Source organism: Reichenbachiella sp., from assembly GCF_039969095.1.
In the GTDB taxonomy this organism is placed as follows: Bacteria; Bacteroidota; Bacteroidia; order Cytophagales; family Cyclobacteriaceae; genus Reichenbachiella.
Window position 1 is genome coordinate 205,675 of sequence record NZ_JBDVOL010000008.1, and the last position, 22,128, is coordinate 227,802.

General features: G+C 38.6%; 17 protein-coding genes and 1 tRNA gene. 14 read left to right on the forward strand and 4 right to left on the reverse strand.

Features of this window, described 5'->3' with window-relative positions:
- The first annotated feature begins 94 nt into the window (after nt 1-94).
- Nucleotides 95-667, forward strand: a complete 573-nt coding sequence (locus ABJH98_RS02125) for a sigma-70 family RNA polymerase sigma factor (protein ID WP_348305964.1) — start codon at nt 95-97, stop codon at nt 665-667.
- Nucleotides 664-1,380, forward strand: coding sequence for a tetratricopeptide repeat protein (locus tag ABJH98_RS02130; RefSeq protein ID WP_348305965.1), 717 nt, complete (start codon nt 664-666; stop codon nt 1,378-1,380). Before ABJH98_RS02125 ends, ABJH98_RS02130 begins: the two co-directional genes overlap by 4 nt.
- Here the strand turns inward: ABJH98_RS02130 and ABJH98_RS02135 are convergent.
- The 3 genes from ABJH98_RS02135 to ABJH98_RS02145 are packed head-to-tail and all read right to left on the reverse strand — an operon-like array spanning nt 1,369 to nt 6,649.
- Nucleotides 1,369-4,785: a CHAT domain-containing tetratricopeptide repeat protein gene (locus ABJH98_RS02135; protein WP_348305967.1), complete on the reverse strand. Its 3,417-nt coding sequence runs from the start codon at nt 4,783-4,785 to the stop codon at nt 1,369-1,371. The genes ABJH98_RS02130 and ABJH98_RS02135 overlap by 12 nt on opposite strands.
- Nucleotides 4,786-4,830: 45 nt before the next feature.
- Nucleotides 4,831-5,574, reverse strand: coding sequence for an MbnP family protein (locus ABJH98_RS02140; RefSeq protein ID WP_348305968.1), 744 nt, complete (start codon nt 5,572-5,574; stop codon nt 4,831-4,833).
- The gene (locus ABJH98_RS02145; protein WP_348305969.1) at nt 5,549-6,649 is read right to left on the reverse strand and encodes a cytochrome c peroxidase; all 1,101 of its coding nucleotides are present in this window, start codon (nt 6,647-6,649) and stop codon (nt 5,549-5,551) included. The genes ABJH98_RS02140 and ABJH98_RS02145 overlap by 26 nt, the downstream gene beginning before the upstream one ends.
- Before the next feature lie 208 nt (nt 6,650-6,857).
- Between ABJH98_RS02145 and ABJH98_RS02150 the strand changes: the two genes are divergently transcribed.
- From ABJH98_RS02150 to ABJH98_RS02200, 11 genes are all read left to right on the forward strand, one after another.
- The gene (locus ABJH98_RS02150) at nt 6,858-7,721 is read left to right on the forward strand and encodes a cytochrome c peroxidase (protein ID WP_348305970.1); all 864 of its coding nucleotides are present in this window, start codon (nt 6,858-6,860) and stop codon (nt 7,719-7,721) included.
- Between the two features lie 82 nt (nt 7,722-7,803).
- Nucleotides 7,804-9,081: an ergothioneine biosynthesis protein EgtB gene (gene egtB, locus ABJH98_RS02155; protein WP_348306222.1), complete on the forward strand. Its 1,278-nt coding sequence runs from the start codon at nt 7,804-7,806 to the stop codon at nt 9,079-9,081.
- On the forward strand, nt 9,074-10,045 hold the full coding sequence (egtD, locus tag ABJH98_RS02160) for an L-histidine N(alpha)-methyltransferase (protein WP_348305971.1): 972 nt from the start codon (nt 9,074-9,076) through the stop codon (nt 10,043-10,045). Before egtB ends, egtD begins: the two co-directional genes overlap by 8 nt.
- A gap of 613 nt (nt 10,046-10,658) precedes the next feature.
- Nucleotides 10,659-10,742: transfer RNA gene (locus ABJH98_RS02165), tRNA-Leu, on the forward strand.
- A 41-nt stretch (nt 10,743-10,783) separates the two neighbouring features.
- Nucleotides 10,784-11,401, forward strand: a complete 618-nt coding sequence (locus ABJH98_RS02170; RefSeq protein WP_348305972.1) for a hypothetical protein — start codon at nt 10,784-10,786, stop codon at nt 11,399-11,401.
- Between the two features lie 172 nt (nt 11,402-11,573).
- Nucleotides 11,574-12,626, forward strand: a complete 1,053-nt coding sequence (locus ABJH98_RS02175) for a M42 family metallopeptidase (protein WP_348305973.1) — start codon at nt 11,574-11,576, stop codon at nt 12,624-12,626.
- Nucleotides 12,623-13,207, forward strand: a complete 585-nt coding sequence (locus ABJH98_RS02180; RefSeq protein WP_348305974.1) for a DUF6624 domain-containing protein — start codon at nt 12,623-12,625, stop codon at nt 13,205-13,207. Before ABJH98_RS02175 ends, ABJH98_RS02180 begins: the two co-directional genes overlap by 4 nt.
- 1 nt (nt 13,208) lies before the next feature.
- Nucleotides 13,209-14,705, forward strand: a complete 1,497-nt coding sequence (locus tag ABJH98_RS02185) for a GH3 auxin-responsive promoter family protein (RefSeq protein ID WP_348305975.1) — start codon at nt 13,209-13,211, stop codon at nt 14,703-14,705.
- Nucleotides 14,706-15,107: 402 nt separating this feature from the next.
- A complete protein-coding gene (locus ABJH98_RS02190; RefSeq protein ID WP_348306223.1) occupies nt 15,108-16,262 on the forward strand; it encodes a 1-deoxy-D-xylulose-5-phosphate reductoisomerase in 1,155 nt (384 codons plus the stop codon).
- On the forward strand, nt 16,262-17,581 hold the full coding sequence (gene rseP, locus ABJH98_RS02195) for an RIP metalloprotease RseP (protein WP_348305976.1): 1,320 nt from the start codon (nt 16,262-16,264) through the stop codon (nt 17,579-17,581). Before ABJH98_RS02190 ends, rseP begins: the two co-directional genes overlap by 1 nt.
- Nucleotides 17,582-17,674: 93 nt before the next feature.
- Nucleotides 17,675-19,345, forward strand: a complete 1,671-nt coding sequence (locus tag ABJH98_RS02200) for a hypothetical protein (RefSeq protein WP_348305977.1) — start codon at nt 17,675-17,677, stop codon at nt 19,343-19,345.
- Here ABJH98_RS02200 and ABJH98_RS02205 read toward each other — a convergent pair.
- On the reverse strand, nt 19,342-19,896 hold the full coding sequence (locus ABJH98_RS02205; protein ID WP_348305979.1) for a hypothetical protein: 555 nt from the start codon (nt 19,894-19,896) through the stop codon (nt 19,342-19,344). The genes ABJH98_RS02200 and ABJH98_RS02205 overlap by 4 nt on opposite strands.
- 102 nt (nt 19,897-19,998) lie before the next feature.
- Here ABJH98_RS02205 and metG point away from each other — a divergent pair, with 102 nt between their 5' ends.
- Nucleotides 19,999-22,089: a methionine--tRNA ligase gene (metG, locus tag ABJH98_RS02210; RefSeq protein WP_348306224.1), complete on the forward strand. Its 2,091-nt coding sequence runs from the start codon at nt 19,999-20,001 to the stop codon at nt 22,087-22,089.
- Nucleotides 22,090-22,128 lie beyond the last annotated feature (39 nt).

Consider the following 22,128-nt stretch of genomic DNA (forward strand, 5'->3'; position numbering starts at 1 on the left):
TGGTTTTGATACTTAGTGTATGGTTGAGCCGATAGGTAATCAGTCATTCAGGAATTTTATTACATTTGTTTTCAGAACAGCATAAAATCACGCTTTGAAAACCAACCAAACAGAGCAATTAAAATCCGACCTATTATCTAGAGATCCTTTACTTAGAAGTGAAGCGTTAGAAACGATCTACAAAGTCTCATTTTCAACTGTAAAGCATTTTATACTCAACAACACCGGTAGCGTAGAAGATGCTAAGGATGTTTTTCAAGATGGCACCATGGTGCTATTTCAAAACATATTGAATGACAAATTCAACAGCGAGTCTTCCCTAAAATCATACTTGTTTGGGATATGCAAAAATTTGTGGATGAATCATTTGAGGAAACAGAAAAATTTGCCAGCAGACTTTTTAAATGAAGATGGTTTGATGATCATAGAAAACAATGAACATGTGATTGACGTAGAAGCCGTCAAAAGTATCATGGAGGAACTGAAGGAAGAATGTCAGGATATATTGAAAGGATTCTATTATAACATGAAATCGATGAAAGAGCTGGCATTAAAATTTGGGCTTGCAAGCGAACAAGCGGCGAAAAACAAAAAATCGAGATGTCTGAAGTACTTGACTAAATTGATACAAGATCGTAAAATGACACATGAAGACTTTGTAATATGAGTTTGAGTGAAGAACATATCGCGCAATTCGACCGACGATTTGACGGTACTTTGAATGATCAAGAGCGGATAGATTTTGATGAAAAATTGAAAGCTGATAAAGCTTTTGAAGAGCGTTATGATCAATACATTCAAAGCAGCAACTTCATTAAGACGTGGGCCATAGGCGAAGAAATGAAGGACATCATCAATGCCAAAAACAAGAAGAAAAAAAGGCCGAAAAACTGGTTGCTATACGCAGCAGCAATAGCTCTTGTATTGGGATCTACATTTGTTTTGTTAAACCAATCCAATTCGCTGAGTAACGAAGAATTGTTTGGAAAATATTACGAGCCCTATCCTGCCGATAACAATCTCAGAGGCATTAGTGATGAAAATCAGGCCATGCTACTGTATAAAAACAAGAAATATTCAGAAGCAACTTCAGCATTTACTCAATTGACAGAACTCAATCCCGAAAATGAAAAATATAGGCTGTTTCTAGGTATCTGTTATCTACAGCAAGATTTGATAACGCAATCAATCAATCAATTCAAATTAATCTCCGGAAGCACCAGCAATACAATTAAAAACAATAGTGATTGGTATTTGGCGTTGGCCTACTTCAAGGCTGGACAATCCTCAAAGGCTAAAGAAGTGCTTATTGAAATCAAGAATTCAAATCATCTATTTTCGAATAAAGCTGAGGTGATGCTTCAGGAACTAGACCGATAAATTTCTCCTTCTTATAATCAAAAACCCAACAACCAAAATGGCCATTCCAACTCCAATCCAGATGTAAAAAAGATCATATCCATTGTATTGATCAAGAGCGTCTTCATTTCCAATCAGGACAAAGCCTGCCCAATAAGAAGGGTTTGCATATCTACTAGAGGGATCATTCAGAAATTTAAGTTTGGCTTCTCTCAGCGCCTTACTTTTGCTCATTCCACCTGAAAGGTTTTCAAAAAAATCTTTCATTAGTATACTTGTTGATTTGTCGTCCACTTGCCATTGACTCATCACAATACTTGGGCATCCAGCATATGCAAAAGCATAAGCCAAACTATTCACCCCTTCTCCTCTTTCTAATTTCCCGAAACCTGTATTGCACGCACTAAGCACCACTAACTCTGGATTCATATTCATATTGAAAATTTCATACGTGTGTAATAATCCATCATTGATAGAATCATTTTCATCTTTCGCAAATACCAGCTTTGACAGCATTGGATCCTCATCATCAATCAATGCATGCATGGCTAAATGAAGAATATTATAATTTGAAGCATCTTCTTTGAATTTTGATTCTGTTGCGTCATTCTCCAACCTATATTCACCACCAATTAAGGATGAAGAAGTTAATACCTCTTCCTTATTCCATTCTAAATTCGTAACGGAACTTCTGAATTTACCTATTGCTAACAAATTTGAAGAATCCAAGGGCAAAGTGGTGTAGGAAGGTGCAAACCCAATATATCCTCTAGGTGAAGGCCCCTTTCTCAACCGGTTATTAAATTCAAAATTTAAGGTGGCTGAATAGGCATAACTTATATTGTAATCTTTAATAAGATAGGGCAATGAGCTGTAGTCTCCAACTTGCTTGAAATTGTCATCCGTTAACAAAATTTCGAAAGGAAGGTACGACAGTTTCCCGTCAGGAACAATCACCAAATTTTGGATGCGATTTTTTTCAAGAAAATCATCAATGTTATCACCTAGAAGAGAGGACTTCAAATAACTACTGCACCTCACATAACTTAGATAAGTGCTATCAGATTGATCCGAAATACTCCAATAGTACTGAATTTCTCTAAATAGATCTATCTGGTTATTAATCTCTCCTTTTGATGGGATCACCGAAACTCTAAAGTCATTTTTTGCAATCGCAAATAAATAGATTGTTGAATCACCTTCAAAATATTCTAATAATACTGTTTGACCGGGAAGATTATTTTTAAGCTCTTTTATCCCACTTATATCCTGATAGTATTTGAGTTGATAGTAGCGAGGAAAATCTTTTTCAAAAACTCCTACTAAAGAATCCCTTTTACGATTGAGACCAAATAGCAAACTTTCTAAGTTCACTAATTTTGTAGTATCATAACCATCCTTTGAGGCCTTCATTTTTTTTATCTGATTCTCATAAAAATTTTGATCCACTTTGATTTGATCCTCTATTTGTATTATTGAACGAGGTAAAATTTCAAAATCTTCTGCAGAATTTTTGGCCACAGCTTGTGACAAATTTCCCCTCCTATTTTTCTCAGTAAAAACATATGCCTCTTCCAAATATTTGGCGTCTTTGCTCATTTCATTGAGTTTCATGCAAACGCTGACAGCTCTTTGATACATCTGATTTGCGTGAGCTTCAAAAGTCATTTTATCTTTCAAATTTGTTTTATCTCTTCTAATTTCTTTAAGTACATTATCTGCTTGATAATAACAATTGAGTGCATGATTGAGGTTCTCAGCCCCCCCTATTTGTTCAAAGCAAAGTGCTTTTTGGAGCAACGTAATAAATAAATCAGTAACATTTTGTGCATGAACCCCCAATGGGTTATGAACAATTGAACTATCATTAAAATCCAAAGCATTAGCAATTAAGGCATTTTGATTCGCTTTTAAAGATTCACCATAAAGTCCTAGGTCGTAATACAAATTAGCCAAGATTCTGTATGCAGAGCCTACACTATAATGTTTATCTCCATAATACTTTTTTTGTATTTCTAATACTTTAAATATGCCTTTTAAGGCTTCTTCCATTTGCCCCATTTTCCTATAGGAATCTGACACTCTTAATAAGGTCCATGCAATTTGAGGGTGAGAATCTCCATAAACTTTTTTTTCTATGTCCAAGGATTTTTTGAGATAGTATACGGCAGAATCTTCATTACCCATTTTACCAAACAACCTTCCTATAGTGTAATTATCGTTTGCAGCGCTCGGTCTATTTGTCCCCCACTTATTTGTAGACTCCTTATAAATTGAAAATGCCATTTCATATTGATTAAGCCTTTCCATTAAGGTGGTTTTTCTCGAAAAAAACCACATCAACAAACCATCCTCTTTTTCCCCTTCTACTTGCACAACATCAATAGCAAAATCAATGTATTCCAATGCCAAATCAAATTGATTCATATAGATATAAGCTCCTGAAATTTTATAGTACAAGAAAGCGACTTTTGCATTCTCAGTTTTTCCAATTTTATTATGTATGGATAGAGACTCCTTATACTTCTTTAATCCGGATTTAAAATCTCCTTTTTTAAGGAATAAATCCCCAAGGTTTATTAATTCAGCTGCGACTTCAGGATGACTCTCCCCTAGCTTAGCAACATGCTTGGGTAGTGCCAAACCATAATAATATAAAGCAGAATCATAAAGAGCTAAACTTTTATAATATGTGCCTAGATTCCCATATATAGAACCCAGTTCAGTTGATAAATTGCCATAATGATCCTTAACTAAATTGTAAGAACTATCTAGAAAGCTTTTTGAAATTTTATAATTTTTACGACCTAAATAGGCTAAACCTAAACTATTAAGTGTTGGTGCTAATTTGTAATTATCCCTCTCAGGTATTTTATTTAGTGTTTTTAGTTTTTTTTCCAAATTGACTATCGCGGAATCATATATATGCATAGCTACATAAGTATCACCTATAAGCCCATAGCATTCAGTCAAAAGCTTAGATTCAGGCCTCTCACTAGCTTCCATACTTAATTTAAGCGCTTGTTGGAATGATTCTAGAGCACTTGAATTGTTGCCTTTCAATAGAAATGTTTTCCCTTTTTCAATTTCAAATTCAGCTAAAAATAATTTTTCTTGATTGGTTGAACTTAATTCTGTTCCTTTCTGTGCCGTTTGAATGCTTTTATCATACAAACCCAACTCTCTCTCCATTTCAGCTATTTTCAAAATAGATTTCAAGCGAATATTTAAAGTATTCTTTACATGGTTTAAGTTTTCAGCCTTTCTATAGAAATTCAACGCTTCTTCAAATGCTTTTAAATCCCTTAGTGAATCGCCAACCTTAATTAAGAGCTCAGCCTCAGTACGATTATCTATTGCGGATACATAGAATGCTTGACAAAAAAGGAAAGATAGAATTAGAAAATACTGTAATACTTTCATCATGGCTGTATTGATTGTTAATGCCATGCAAATTAATGAATAAGACTTTTACTTTCTACTTGTCTCTTCTACTTCCAAAAGCCCCTCCTTATAATTCTGAGCGACTTCATCTCCTCTTTCATCATTCATGAAAACTGTACCTTCTGAGAAATCAATGGTACCTATAGGTACATATCCATTGACATGAAAGTCGATCGATCGATCCTGGAGCATGAAAATAGGCGCATCCAATAACCAGCCTTTTTCAAAATAGTTTTTGTCCATACCTATATGCATTTTGATCTCTTCGCCAACTGGATCTTCTTCTGCAAAATATCTCCCTTCCATCAGAAAAAACTTATACCCCGTATTCCAATCCCAGGCCATGCCATTGGTAGGATCAAGATCGCCTACATGATCGATAGAAGTATTGGCTTCAGCATCCACACCTATGGCCATTTTGATCTCGGAGATTTGATAACTGGCAGGTATTTGGTCGATGGTGAATGATGCTGTGCCATTTTCTGAGTCAAAACTGATCAAGTGATAACTATCAACCTCTTTGTAAACTTCATTAGTTTCTAAATCACGCAAGGCTACGTTACTCAGATAAATCGAAAATCGCTCAAAAGTTATTTGTTGATTAAATGGGGTCAAGTATTTTTTACTTTCAAATACCATATCCTCCAAATCAGCCTTTATAGTGAAATTGAAAGTCAAAGATTTAGTCTCTATCACATCATCGGTTGAGCAAGCAATTATTCCGCACAAGACTACAAACCAAAAACTAAAACGGATCAGAAAATTCTTCATGGTTTATAAAGGTTTCGTCTGTTAATGTATGCAAAAAAGCGATAATGGCTTCTTTTTCTTCAGCAGTCAATCCCAACATTACGGGTAACACATTTTCGGGATTATTAGTTGCGTCTGAGATTAAAACATCCAAAGTAGTACTGGTCTGTACATTTTCATTGTAATGATCTAATACTTCCTCCAATGAGGAAAATCTACCATCGTGCATATATGGAGCTGTCAAGGCAATATTTCTTAAACTTGGGGCTTTAAATTTACCTTTATCGGTTGCTTTTCCCGTAACCGTCATTAACCCATCTTCTAAAGCATCTTCACTATCTATTCCATTATTGTGAAAGCCCTCAAATCCTTTTCGATTTCCTGCTGTCAAGATATTCAAATGACAATCACCACAATTGCCTCCTCGCAGGCCTATGGTCGGCTCAGGATGTGTGAAAAAAAGATCCATTCCCAGTTTTTCTTGATCAGTCAGCACATCCTGTCCTAGCAAGTGTTTATCATATTTTGAATTTGAAGACACCAAGGTTCTCATGAATTGACTTAAGGCTTTGGCTATTAAGTCTGCAGTAATATTCTCAGTTTCAAATGCCTCTAAAAATTGTCGAGGATAATCTTCAGAAATCGATAAGCGCTCTACAGCTTCATCTAGTGGCAAGTCCATTTCTATATGATCGGGAATAGGTTGTAGAGCCTGCTCTTCCAAACTCAAAGCCCGGCCGTCCCAAAAAAACTTCGTCTGCCAAAGTAGATTCACGAGAGACATCGAACTTCTACCAGTCAATTCTCCATCCAAACCAGTACTAAATTTAGCTCCATCTGTAAATGCTTTTGCTTGCTGGTGACAGGATCCACAGGAGACTTGATTATTTCTCGAGAGCCTTTTTTCATAGAAGAGATTTCGTCCCAAAGCAATTCCCTCTACTGTCAATGGATTGTCCTTTGGTAGGATATAATCATCACCAAAAAGCGCAGGCGGTTCAAACACATAAGGTGTAGGCTTTTTGATTTGCGAATCTTCTGCGCAAGAAAACAGCACCTGCATGAGCACCATTAAAATCACAACCTTAATATTCATCCTTTTACTCAACTCTCTATTTTTATAATTGCTTAACTTAACAACTCACTACAAATTCATAAGCCTGAAACGATTTTTTGCCATATTATTATTAGTTCTGCTGTCAGTAATATGGAGTTGTAATACTAACTCAAATTCAACAAATAAATTACAAATAAACTACCCATCCTATTTCCCAAAACCGATCCTTTCTCCCAACAGAAATGAGTTGACACAAGAAGGCGTTGCTTTAGGACGAATGCTATTTTTTGACACCCGATTATCTGCAAACAATCAAATTTCATGCGCAAGTTGCCACCAACCAGAGTTAGCCTTCTCTGATAACAAATCCTTCAGTTCAGGTCATAGCGGTCAACTCCTTAATAGAAACACGCCCCCACTTTTTAATCTAACCTGGTCAGAAAGCTTCTTTTGGGATGGTGGAGTGAAAAATCTCGAATCTTTGTCTTTTACTGCTTTGATGAACCCTCACGAAATGGGATCAGACTTGAGTCAGCTTTGCCAGCAATTGAACGAAGACAAAAACTACTCTTCTGCTTTCAAAAAAGCTTTTGGAATTGATTCTGTTTCATCCGCTTATGTCAGTCGAGCACTCGCCCAGTACATGCGAACACTGATTTCAGCCAACTCAAAATACGACAGTGTACAACAAAATTTAGCTCAATTTTCAAATCAGGAATTAAAAGGACAAGTAGTATTCAAGAATAATTGTGCTTCTTGTCACCAACCACCACTTTTTACCGACAACCAATTTCACCACAATGGTTTGAAACAGTATTTTTCTTCCGATGACCTATCACTGACCACTGGTAGATTCAGAATTACTAGAGATTCATCAGATTTAGGCAAATACAAAACACCTTCCATAAGAAACCTGTCTCGTACGGCTCCTTTTATGCACGACGGTCGTTTTAATACAATAGATGAGGTACTTACTCATTATCAAAATTTAGACCCCATGAACCAATTACAAGATTCACTTGTTAGAGTTATCAGGTTTTCGGACGTTGAAAAAGAAGATTTGAAAATTTTTATGAAGACGCTTGAAGGCAGACCAACTAGAACAAGATGAAATTCAATAGTTCAACTTTCGTACTAAATGTACGTAAGAAGCTTTAATTTTAAGTTAACGATTAACTCAAAGTATTATCCCGATCGATACTCAAACAGCATCTACTCATTCTACACTTTCCTATTTTAAGGAAAAATACCAACGAGTAAGAAATCAAACCCAACACCTCTGTGCACCCCTCGAAAAAGAGGATATGGTTGTTCAGCCCATAGTAGATGTAAGCCCTCCCAAATGGCACTTGGGTCATACCACCTGGTTCTTCGAAAAGATGATTCTTGAGGAGTATTTCGAAAGTTATCATGTTTTTCACGCTGAATACAACTACGTTTTCAATAGCTACTATGAAAGCATTGGCAAACGAGTATTGCGTACCGACCGTGGGAACTTAACCAGACCAACTACTGAAGAGGTCTATAAGTATAGGGCCTATGTAGATGAACAAATGGCTCACTTTTTAGATAGTCAAACTGAATTATCAGAACAAGTCTCGGAACTAATAGAATTAGGGCTACAGCACGAACAGCAGCATCAAGAATTGTTGATGTATGACATCAAATACATTCTTGGAAACAATCCGCTATTCCCTGCTTACACCAAAAAGGAAATTATTCCTTCATTAAAAAGCAGGTCACTCAATTTTTTACCTGTTTCAGAAGGAAACTACACCATTGGCCATCAGAAGGAAGGTTTTTGTTTCGATAATGAATTAGGTGTACATCAGGTGTATTTGCATGATTTTGAAATTGGTGATCGACTGATTACTAATGGCGAGTATTTAGAATTTATAGAAGCAGGCGGCTATCAAAATTTCAAATACTGGTACATGGAAGCTTGGGCTTGGGTGCAAGAAAATAAAGAATTTGCTCCTATGCATTGGCACCAGATTGATGGCCAGTGGCATCAGTATACTTTTTTTGGTTTACAGAAGCTCAATCCGCACGAACCAGTCACCCACATCAGCCAGTACGAAGCAGCGGCTTTCGCACAATGGAAGGGCATGCGACTGGCTACCGAATTCGAATGGGAAGTAGCTTGCCACCAATACGAGTCAACTATTCACAAGCAAGCCAACTTCGTAGAAGGTGCTGCACTATCCACCCAAACTGCCGAACAAAATCATTTTCAGTTTTACGGAGATGCTTGGGAGTGGACCAATTCAGCTTATCTGCCCTACCCCTACTTCAAAACTGAAACGGGACCTGTGGGCGAATACAATGGCAAATTTATGATCAATCAAATGGTACTACGAGGAGGCTCTTTTGCCACACCTCAGGATCATATCAGACCATCATACAGAAATTTTTTTCACCCTAATTTAAAATGGCATTTCACTGGAATTCGCCTAGCAAAGCATGTTTGAAACCATAGAAAAAGAAATAATAAAGAACAAGCAGTTCCTGACGGATGTGATTGATGGCCTTTCGGCTGACACCAAACATATCTCGTCTAAATATTTCTACGACAAAAAAGGTGATGCCATCTTCCAGCAAATCATGCACATGGATGAATATTATCTGACAGATGCCGAGCTAGACATATTTCAAACCCACAAATGTGAAATTGCCAATATATTTTCACCAGAGAAAGAACCGTTCAATTTGATTGAATTTGGCGCAGGCGATGGCATGAAAACCAAGGTCTTGTTGAAAGAATTATTGAGTCATGAGATACCGTTTGACTATATACCGATCGATATTTCACAAAATGCATTGGATCAATTGAAACAGTCGTTGACTAAGGAAATGCCCGACCTTTCTTTCAAAGGCATTCAAGGGGATTATTTTGAGGTGCTCAATCGCTTAAAAGAAGACAATGGTAGAAAAAATGTAGTGCTTTTTCTAGGATCCAACATTGGTAACTTCACGAATGAAGAAGCACTTTCATTCACTTCTGACATTAGCGACAAGCTCAATCCAAAAGATTTGCTATTCATAGGGGTAGATTTAAAAAAAGACCCTAAAAAGATACTCTTAGCATACAATGACCCCACAGGAATCACTGCCGAATTCAACTACAACTTGCTAAGAAGAATCAATCGCGAATTAGGAGGCAACTTCGATGTGGAGCAATTCGAGCATCACCCAATTTATGATCCGGTGACTGGAGAATGCAAAAGTGCTCTATTGAGCAAAAAAGAGCAAGAAGTCCAAGTCGACAATCAGACCTTTCACTTCGCCAAATGGGAACCAGTACATACGGAGATCTCCAGAAAATACTCACTTAAGCAGTTGCACAGACTAGCCGAAAAATCAGGATTTAAAGTCAAAAAGGACTTATTCGATTCGAATAAGTATTTTGTAGATTCTATCTGGGAGATTGTATAAGCACGATTGCCGTTCTCAATCTCCCCAGCCCTCTTCTCCAAGAGGGAGTTTTCGCGGATCCCATTCCGCGACCTGCCAGCTTATACAGCTGCTCTCATAGCGAGAGATGCCGTAACAGGTACGGCGAGGCTGTGACTCAAATCATTCCCCCTTAGAAAAAGGGGGCTAGGGGGATTTTATACGTGCCGCGTACATCAATCAAACCACCTTCGCGCACCCCGTTGTGCGACATTCCTGAACAAACAGCAGCTGTCATAGTAACGGATACCGCAATAAATGCGGCAAAACTATTAAACCAAAATCTTCTCACAATCTCCACATTTACTTTGGGCAATTGGAGAATAAATCTATTTTTGCAACCCCGATCGCATCGGGCTCATCACTTACAAATGCGCACGTGGTGAAATCGGGCGGCGTTCCGCTGGTAGACACGCCAGCTTGAGGGGTGGGAGCAATCCCGTGGAAGCAGAAAGTCTGCCCTGTCGAATCTTCTCGTGCACACAAAAATACTCCTCCCATAATTTTAATCAGTAACTCTGCAATTACTTTGGGCAATTGGATAATAAATCTATTTTTGCAACCCCGACTTCGTCGGGCTCATCACTACAAAAATGCGCACGTGGTGAAATTGGTAGACACGCCAGCTTGAGGGGCTGGTGGGAGCAATCCCGTGGAAGTTCGAATCTTCTCGTGCGCACATTTTAGGTTTAAGAAATGAACTTTTCCTAATATACTTCTATGAAATTCACTTTAATATTTACCATATCTATTTCTTTATTATTTTCTAATTGTGACGATAAAGATGAACTTCCTGAAAAGATTTATGAAGGGGAAGTAAATTTACTTACTCAAGAAGATGTAGATGAATTTGGATCTGAAGGGTATACTCGAATTGCTGGAAATTTAAACATCGGTATTTTTATTGAACCAACAACTGAAATTATCAACATTGACGCCCTTTCCTCATTGAGAGTAGTTGATGATAACCTTAGAATTTCAAGCAATATAAATTTAAAAAATATCGATGGGCTCGAAAATCTAAAAAGTGTTGGATGGTCCTTAATCATTCTCGACAATGCATCATTAGAAAATGTATCTGGGCTGAAAAGCTTGTCATTTGTAAGGAATGATTTTGACATTAGCGGCAATACACTAATTACTAGCCTTGACGGTTTACAAAATTGGAATTCAAAGACTACAGGGTTAGATATTTTTATAAATAGCAATAGCAATCTTACCATTTTTTGTGCATTGGAAGGGATACTTAGAAACAACGAACTAAGTGAACTTTATATAAGCGGCAATCCATATAATCCAACAAGGCAAAAAATACTTTCAGGAAAGTGTAGTGAGTAAAAACATTCCTACATTAAGTTTTTTCTTGGCTAAAGACCAAGCAACCATAATCTACCAGATCAAGAGCAGACTCCTAATAAACAAAATCCTATTTTACTTTCAAGTTTAGAACTATTGATTTGTGATCAATTCTTAAATTCGCAGTCTAAACAGGAATTCTTAATAATATCGTATGGCTCTCAATATCCACTTGCTCAAAAATATTTGTGAAATCGCTGGTGCACCAGGTTTCGAATCGCGTATTAGAAATCTGGTGATCGAAGAAATCAAAAACCATGTGGATGAATATCACATCGACAACATGGGCAATCTGGTCACCATCAAAAGAGGCAACAGCGACGACCCAAAGAAAGTCATGCTAGCCGCTCACATGGATGAGATTGGCTTTATCGTCAGCCACATCGATGACAACGGCTTTTTAAGATTCCAGACCCTAGGCGGCTTCGACCCTAAAACTTTTACCGCACAGCGAGTGGTCGTTCATGGCAAAAAAGACATTATCGGAGTAATGAGCAGCAAACCGATTCACGTGATGTCTCCTGCCGAGAGAGAGAAGCCCGCCAAGAAAGAAGATTACTTCATCGACTTGGGCATGCCCAAAGATGAAGTAGAAAAAATTGTAGCCGTAGGTGACCCAGTGACCAGAGAAAGAGACCTGATCGAAATGGGCAACTGCGTCAATTGTAAATCGATAGACAACAGAGTTTCGGTTTTCATTTTGATCGAGACACTAAAACAATTGAAAAACAATGCGCATGATGTGTATGCCGTCTTCTCCGTCCAAGAAGAGGTCGGAATTCGTGGCGCCAACGTGGCTGCACATAGCATCAATCCTGATTTTGGGATTGCTTTGGATACTACGATCGCCTACGATCTTCCAGGCGCCCAGCCACACGAATATGTAACAGAACTAGGAAAAGGAACCGCCATCAAAATATTGGATGCTATGACGATCTGCGATACGCGGATGGTGAGCTTTCTCAGAAAAACCGCCGACGACCACAAAATCAAATGGCAGAATGAAATCTTGGTTGCTGGTGGCACGGACACTTCTGGGATTCAACAAAAAGGAAAAAATGGCGCCATATCAGGAGCAATATCTATCCCTACCCGGCACCTACATCAGGTAATCGAAATGGCCGACAAAGACGATATTCAAGCTTCTATTGATTTGACTGTGGCTGCATTAGAAAATATTCACACTTATAACTGGAGTTGGACTTGAAAAAACTACTGATCATACTAGTACTCTTATCTTCAAAGAGTTTTGCACAAGATTATAGTGGCTTGCGCCAAAAGTTGGAGCAGTTTGTAGATCAAAGCATAGCAGTCAGACAATCGGTGATGCCGACTGCTCAGGAGTTTGGCTTTGAGTCTTATCAAATGGATTCGCTCAATCAGTTGATTAATTTTCGTGATTCAATACACCTCCAATTTGTAGTCGCTGTGCTCACAGAACATGGCTGGTTGGGCACTTCTGTGATTGGCAAAAAAGCCAATATTTCGATATTCTTAGCCATCCAGCAAGCGCCAAATGATCAAGTACGAGAACGCTACTATCCTATGCTGGAAGCCTCTGCCAAACGCGGTGAGTCAAGTTTGTCTCAAATGGCTACCATGAAAGACAGGATATTAGTCAACAAAAAACTACCTCAGATCTATGGTACGCAATGGAATTATGTTGATGACATTCAAGTATTGTTTCCTTTGGAAGATGTAAATTCGGTGAATGAAAAAAGAGTCGAAGTGGGTCTAGAACTGCTGACAGACGAAGAGTTGAAAACCGCACAAAGCAAATACCAATAACATGGGCATCCGATCGGTACTAAGCAAGCCTTACGCCAAATACATTATCAACCAGCAAAACAAATGGGCTTCCAACCCCAAGGAAGTACAAGACAAAATTCTTTCTGAGATTACTAAAAAAGCCACCAACACTGCTTTTGGTAAAGATCATAAATTCAAAGACATCGGCAGCTATCAGGAATTCAAAGAGGCCGTTCCTGTGGGTGACTACGAAGCACTGCGCACATATGTGGATCGAATCAAAATGGGCGAACCAGATGTGCTGTGGCCCGGGCTTCCTGCCTATTTTGCCAAGACTTCAGGCACCACGTCAGGTACTAAATACATTCCAATCACCAAAGATTCTGTTCCCAATCATATCAATAGTGCTAAAAATGCACTTTTAAACTATGTACACAATTCTGGTAACAGCCAATTTTTGGATGGCAATTTGATCTTCCTATCGGGAAGTCCCATCATGACGAAAACCAGCGGCATTCATACTGGAAGGCTTTCTGGAATAGTGAATCACCATGTCCCTAACTATCTCCGAACCAATCAAATGCCTTCATACGAAACAAACTGTATAGAGGATTGGGAGCAAAAAGTAGATCAAATCGTAGAAGAGACGTATCAAAAAAACATGACACTCATTTCGGGCATTCCACCTTGGGTGCAGATGTATTTCGACCGATTGACTGCAAAGACTGGAAAAGCCATCAAAGACTTATTTCCAGACTTTTCCCTATTCGTCTATGGCGGCGTTAATTTCGAACCCTACAAAGCCAAACTATTTGAAAGCATTGGCAAGACGATTGATTCAGTAGAAACCTATCCTGCTTCCGAAGGCTTCATCGCCTACCAGGACACCTTGGATCAAGAAGGACTTTTGTTGCTTCTCAATTCAGGAATATTTTTCGAATTCATTCCTGCGGATGAATACTTTGATGAAAATCCAACAAGACTTAGCATCAGCGAGGTGAAAACTGGCATCAACTATGCCTTGATCATCAACAGCAATGCGGGCCTCTGGGGCTATTCTATTGGCGATACAGTAGCATTTGTTTCAACCGACCCCTATCGTGTGGTCGTAACGGGCAGAATCAAACATTTCATTTCGGCATTTGGCGAGCATGTCATCGGTCAGGAAGTGGAAAAGGCAATGAATGCTGCAGTACAAGAGCAAAGCCAGACAGAAATCACAGAATTCACCGTAGCTCCACAAGTCACACCAGAATCTGGATTGCCCAAGCACCAATGGTTTGTAGAATTTGGACACATGCCAGAGGATATGGAACGATTCGCCAATACCATTGATCAAAATTTGAGGGAACTCAACTCCTATTATGATGATCTAATTACTGGCAATATTCTGGAGAGATTAGAGATCGTCCCGCTAAAGAAAAATGCTTTTATCGACTACATGAAGTCGCAAGGTAAGCTGGGTGGGCAGAACAAAGTACCTCGATTATCGAATGATCGTAAGATTGCGGAGGAGTTGATTAAACTCAAGCTTTAAGATTATACAATACCTCGCTGAAAGTCATTTCGTAGGGAGGGACGACCGTAGAAAACTTTTTATTTGGATGAAGATCGGTCCGGACAGCAAGTAGCCAAGAAGATCTCTCCGCTAAGCTGCTAGATGACATTTAATTTTAATGGCTTTGAGAACTTTGAAAAAGGTCAGGCATAACCATCTATTCTTTATAGTTTTGCAGTTGTTTTTGACTTTAATGTCAGAATATGAAGTGAAATCAAGGTTTTCTTGTCATTTCGACGACAGGAGAAATCTCATCGTTCTACAAAACACTAACAAGATTTCTCCCTTTGGTCGAAATGACATAAGGATAGAGAATAATCACTATAAAGAGTTGTAAAGCAAAATCAAAAGAATGCTTCAGGCACATACCCCAAAAAAGTTATTGTGAAGAAAAAGATATCCATTCTTGGCTCAACAGGTTCTATCGGCACACAAGCCCTGGAAGTCATTGAAGCCAATCCAGATCATTTTGAGCTAGAGGCTATCACGGCCAACGAAAATGCTGATTTGTTGATCCAACAAGCGATTCAGTTCAAACCAAACTTGGTAGTGATCGCCAATGAAGACAAATACCAGAAAGTATTTGATGCCTTGGATTACTTGGACATCAAAGTCTATGCAGGAGAAAATGGAATTTGTCATGCTGCTGAGCTAGAAGAAGTAGATGTGGTTTTAACTGCATTAGTGGGATACGCTGGATTGAAGCCAACACTACGAGCTATAGAAGCGGGCAAAGCCATCGCATTGGCTAACAAGGAAACTTTGGTAGTAGCAGGTGATTTGGTGACTAGACTGGCCAAGAAGAAAAGGGTTCCAATCCTACCCGTCGACTCTGAGCACTCAGCCATATTTCAATGTCTAACTGGTGAATATGCCAATCCAATAGAAAAAATAATATTAACCGCTTCTGGAGGGCCATTCAGAGGAAAAGACAGAGCTTTTTTATCGAAAGCTAAAAAAGAACAAGCACTCAAGCATCCCAATTGGGATATGGGCGCGAAAATCACGATTGACTCGGCTAGTCTGATGAACAAAGGCTTGGAAGTCATCGAAGCCAAATGGCTGTTTGACTTGACTGATGAGCAGATTGAAGTAGTGGTACATCCCCAATCGATCATCCATTCGATGGTGCAATTTGAAGATGGATCGATCAAAGCACAAATGGGATTGCCGGACATGAAACTTCCCATTCAGTATGCCTTGACCTATCCAGAACGACTGAAAAATGATTTTCCAAGGTTCAACTTCATGGATTACCCTGAGCTGACTTTTGAAAAACCAGACCTTGAAACATTCAAAAATTTGGCTTTGTCGTTCGAAGCATTAAAAAAAGGCGGCAATCAGCCTTGTATATTGAATGCAGCTAACGAAATTGCGGTATCAAAATTTTTGGAAGACCGTATCGGCTTTTTAGAGATGTCCGATGTAGTCGAATCCTGTCTCAATAAAATCTCGTATATCTCTACTCCTAATTTTGACGATTACGTAGAGACTGATAAAGAAACTCGAATATTAGCAACAGAATTAATTAATTGATGGAAGGACTAATAATGACAGCCCAACTTTTGTTGGGATTATCCATTTTGGTGGGTGTACACGAATTTGGGCATTTGATTGCCGCAAAAGCTTTTGGGATGAGAGTAGAAAAGTACTCGATTGGATTCCCTCCTAAAATTTGGGGTTTCCAGTATGGAGAAACCGAATACTCTTTTGGCGCTATTCCTTTAGGGGGATTTGTAAAAATCTCAGGAATGATCGATGAATCGTTGGATACCGAAAGTATGTCTGCCGAGCCAGAAGAATGGGAATTTAGAGCGAAACCAGCCTGGCAAAGACTGATCGTGATGATGGGTGGTATTATTGTGAACGTAATCACTGGTATCATCATCTTTGTATTCTTGGTCTACAGCAATGGCAATTCATATATTCCGAAAGAAGAACTCAACAAGCACGGGATTGTGGCTTATGATCTAGGGCAAGAAATCGGATTAAAATCTGGTGACATTATACTTAAAGTCAACGGCAAAGATTACGATCGTTTCACTGACCTGAGAAGTATGGAAGTGCTTTTTGCAGATCAACCGACCTACAAAGTACAAAGAGGAGATTCTGTGTTTGATTTGGCTTTCCCAGATGGCTTTTTAAATAAGCTAACGGACAAGAAATATAAAGATCAATTCATTGCATTCAGATATCCATATAATGTAGGACAAGTGATTGCTGGAAGTGCCGCTGCAGATGGTGGTCTATTGGCTGGTGATGAAATTCTTACGATCAATAATGAACCTTCATTGTACTTCGACCAATTGAAAGAAATACTAACAGCGAATAAAGACAAAGATGTCGTAGCTACTGTAAAAAGAGCTGACAATAGCACTGCTACTTTGACCTTTCATGTTTCTCCTGAAGGGACTATTGGATTTCAACCCAATCCAACAATCAACTTCCAACATGATGAATATTCGTTTGGTGAAGCCATTCCTATTGGTACCAATCAAGCCTTCAATGTGGTTTGGGCTAACATTAAAGGATTGGGTAAAATATTCTCTGGAGACGTGGCTGTGTCAAAATCTTTGAGTGGTCCAATTCGCATCGCACAAATGTTTGGTGGTACTTGGGATTGGAACAAATTCTGGAACATGACTGGATTGTTGTCTATGGTACTTGCTTTTATGAATTTCTTACCAATTCCTGCGCTAGATGGTGGACATGTGGTATTCTTGACTTATGAAATTGTATCTGGTCAAAAACCTTCAGATAAATTCTTGGAAAACGCACAGAAGGTAGGTATGGTGATCTTATTGAGCTTGATGGTTTTCGCCTTTTTCAACGACATCGTTCAGACCATTTTTTAAGAAGCTGAAAAACATTCAAATTGAAGAGCACTGAAATCATCAGTGCTCTTTTTTTATTTATATTGTTCCGTAGATTGAAATCAACCTTTTTCAATGCGAATACTGATTCTTATTTTTTCTATACTTTTCACCCACCATCTTGTCCTTTCTCAAGAATTTCAATACCAAGTAGAAATAAACAATCACCGAGCGGGAAGCTTTAAGCAAATCACAGCAATAGATCAAAGCATTCATACTTTCACTTTCCTAAACGTTCAATTACTTACACTAACAGATTCACTTCAGTTCACATCGGACGCTCATTTCGTTGAATCGGATTCCGGGTATTTGAAATCCATTTCATGGTCACAAATTTTTCAGGATACTTTAGGTTATGAACTAAAGTTCGAAAATGTGAACATCGTTTATGGACCAGAGAAAATAAGAAAACTCAGCATTAAAAGGCTTGATACCATAGGGGCTAACATTTGCTACCCAACCTTTTCACCAGAGTTAAATCAAACGGTGCAAGTCAATAGAGAATTAGTAGGATTCTCTATTCAAAACGCTCAGAAGTTTAAAGTGGTAAAAGAGACTATCCAGACTCAAGCAACAACCAGCCTGTTCGACAATGACTTTTATTTAGTTGAGACTACTTCAAAATCCCCATTCGGGGAAATTAAACTAACCCGAACTAAAACTATTAGACCCTCTCAATTCTTTGAATCAGGAATTCCCAATACGGATCGTTTATTGTCCAATATCAGATTCCCAGACCCCCAAAATATCTCCTCAGTCAAATTAAAAATTACAGGGGTAGATTCGGTAGCAACTAGATATTTCAAGTCCAACAATCAAAAAATCACCAAACATGATAGCTCTTTGGTTTTGGTCATTTCAAATGAGAAGGCACCATGGGATAAAACAGACTCCATTCCATCCACTCATTCTGAAATCATCTGGAGAAAGACTAAAACACATCAAGTACTCGACTCTTTGTTGTTGAATTCTCTGAGTATTAATCAAAAGCTCAACAGCATCCAATCTTATGCTAAAACTCAGCCGTATCCAGATCTGGCTTTTTACCAGCTGGCGTTAGGATTGGGATTGCCCGCTCGACAGGTGTATGGATATGTTTACAACCAATGGTTTTGGCAGTCCAAAGTTTGGACAGAAGTAGCTATTAACAACATTTGGGTCATTCAAGATATTACTTCAGAAATACAAACTAACCCAGCATTGAAAATCGTACTATACAAAGGTAAAACAGGTGAAATCATGAGCAATTTCTCTATCAAAAATTTCCCTCCTATTTCAAATATACAAGTGCAATCATTCAACTTAAATGGTAAAAAGCATCCTGTTTCAAGTCAGGTTTTGCCTTATTATTTCGAAAATCCAGTATATGAAAATGAAGGACTGGGCATTCGATTCAACCTACCAGATGGATTTAAAATTACCGATGATGGCACAAAATTTCCATCTTCACAATTCTTGTCTTTAGCCAATAATTACAATGAAACGATAAAGTTCTCACAAGTAACTACTGATGATAAAAAACTGACAGAGTCAGTAGCAAAAAACTTAATAACACAACACTTAAATGATGCAAAAGTTGCAGTCTTCAAAGGAAAAAAACTTCGTTTATGGTATGGGTTTAAGGATCAGAAAGGGATAGTGGTGATTCCACAAGGAAACAGTGGACTCATAATTACGATTGAGCATGAAGACCCTGAATTCACCATACTTGTGCTTACAAGAAAAAACCTCCATTTAAAATACTAATGACTGAAAGTCAGCAACGTTTGAAAATAATCTTTGATATCAAAAAGGTAGCGTTCGCTTTCTTCATCTCTAAATTTTAAGGACAACAATTCTTCTTTTCCCCCACCATCCATATAAGCTGTAATAGTATAATGGAACTCTTTATTTGAATTTGAGAATGGATCAGTCCCAGTTTGTTTGGCTTGGACTTCAAGTTTCAGTTCGTTGACTTCTGTAAATAGATAGGCCCTTGAATAACCCGCCCTGAACAACAAAGTTTTATTGTCGAGATCAATAACCAAACTGCGATAGGCAGCCGTCAAATAACTAATAAAAGGTAAAAGTATCAAGCCAACGCCGATTGTGATCAGCAAAATAACCAATGAGTATATCTCTGTTTGACTATTCATCAAAATCAATGTCCCAAGTGAAAAAAACAATAACCCAATTGAAAGGAGTAGAAACGTGAGCCAAAATGAGGTAAATACCTTTTTCCTCACAATAAAATACGCCTTGGTTTGAAAAACCGTGTAGCCATTTTTGTCCAATAAGGATAAAAGGTTTGCTGTCATTAACTCACTCTTGATTTACCATAATTTACCCATATTCAGAATGAATAAAACCTGACACCTTAAATAAGTATTAAATCCATCAACTAGCTTTCTAATATTTCTATCTTTGCCGAAAAAAAATCCGTGCAAAAAGAGTTTAAAAGATACACCGTCACCTCTGCCCTTCCTTATGCGAATGGGCCGCTTCATATTGGACATATTGCTGGAGCGTATCTACCAGCAGATACTTATGTGCGTTACCTCAGAGGCAAGGGCAAAGACGTCGCTTATGTATGCGGTAGCGATGAACACGGTGCGGCCATTACGCTTAGGGCGAAAAAAGAAAATACCACACCTCAGACGATTATAGACAAGTATCATCAAATCAATAAAGAGACTTTCGAAAGATTCGGTATTTCTTTCGATATGTATCACCGTACTTCTGAGCAAATTCACCATAAAACTTCACAGGAATTCTTCTTGAACCTGTATGAAAAAGGGGAATTCACTGAAAAGGAATCTGAGCAGTTTTACGACGAAGAATACAAACAATTTCTAGCCGACAGGTACGTAACTGGCACTTGTCCCAAATGCAGTCATCCAGCCGCCTACGGAGATCAATGCGAAAAATGTGGTACCTCTCTCAATGCCACGGATTTGATTAATCCTATTTCCACTTTGAGTGGAAAAACCCCAGTTTTAAAAACAACTAAGCATTGGTATTTACCTTTGGACAAATATCAGCCATGGTTAGAGGAATGGTTGATAGAAGGCAAAAAAGGCGAATGGAAATCGAACGTATACGGACAATGCAGTTCATGGCTCAAAGAAGGGCTGCAGCCGCGTGCAATGACCAGAGATTTGGACTGGGGAGTTGACGTTCCGCTACCCAAAGCAGAAGGCAAAAAGCTATATGTATGGCTAGACGCCCCTATCGGTTATATCTCTGCCACCAAGGACTGGGCAAAAGAAAACAACAAGAACTGGGAAGACTATTGGAAGCAACAAGAAAACTCAGATGATGACGCCTGTTTGATTCACTTTATTGGAAAAGACAACATTGTATTTCATTGCATCATATTCCCAGCGATCTTACATGCGCATGGAGATTACATTTTGCCTGAAAATGTACCTGCCAATGAATTCTTAAATCTGGAAGGAGAAAAAATCTCTACCTCCAGAAATTGGGCAGTGTGGCTGCACGAATACTTGGATGAGTTTCCCGGCAAGGAAGACGAATTGAGGTACGTGTTGACTTCCATAGCACCGGAAACCAAAGACAGTGAATTTACCTGGAAAGACTACCAAGCCAGAGTAAATAACGAATTAGTAGCCATATTCGGAAATTTTGTAAATCGAGCAGTAGTGCTTACACACAAGTACTTTGATGGGCATTTGCCTGCAGCCGCCTTGCAAGGAGAAGATGAAGCTGTTATCAAAGAATTAGGTGCTTTTCCTGCTAAAATCTCAGAGAGCATAGAGAAATATAGATTCAGAGAGGCTCTAGCCCACTTGATGGATTTGGCTCGATTGGGTAATAAATACTTGGCCGAAACTGAACCTTGGAAACTGATCAAAACGGATGAGAAGCGTACAGCTACCATCCTAAATGTAGCACTACAGATAGCTGCCAATCTGTCTATTCTATGCGAACCATTTTTGCCAAGAACAGCGGAGAAAATCGCCACTATGCTCAACATGGATGGTGAAAAATGGGATGAAGCAGGATCGGCTGGAATATTATTAGCCGGACAGAATATTGAAAAACCAGCTTTATTGTTTGAAAAAATAGAGGATAAACTCGTGGAAGAACAAGTAGAAAAATTGAAAGCAACAGAAGCCAATAAAACTGTGAAAGTAGAAGACTTAGAAATAGCCCCTCAAAAGGCTGAAGTGACATTTGATGACTTCATGAAAATGGATATCCGTACAGGTACAATCCTGGAAGCCGAAGCCGTTCCTAAATCCAATAAACTCTTGAAGTTTAAAGTGGATACTGGCGTAGATACCAGAACCATCCTGAGCGGCATCGCCAAGCACTATTCTCCCGAAGAAATGATCGGTAAGCAAGTAACCGTTTTGATGAATCTGGCTCCACGAGCAATCATGGGCATCGAATCTCAGGGCATGATCTTAATGGCCGAAGACCACGATGGCAAACTCAGACTCATCCAGCCTAATGAGGTAACTCAGAATGGGATGGGAATTAGTTAAGTTCATTAAAAAAATTAATCACTAACTTTTAATAATACA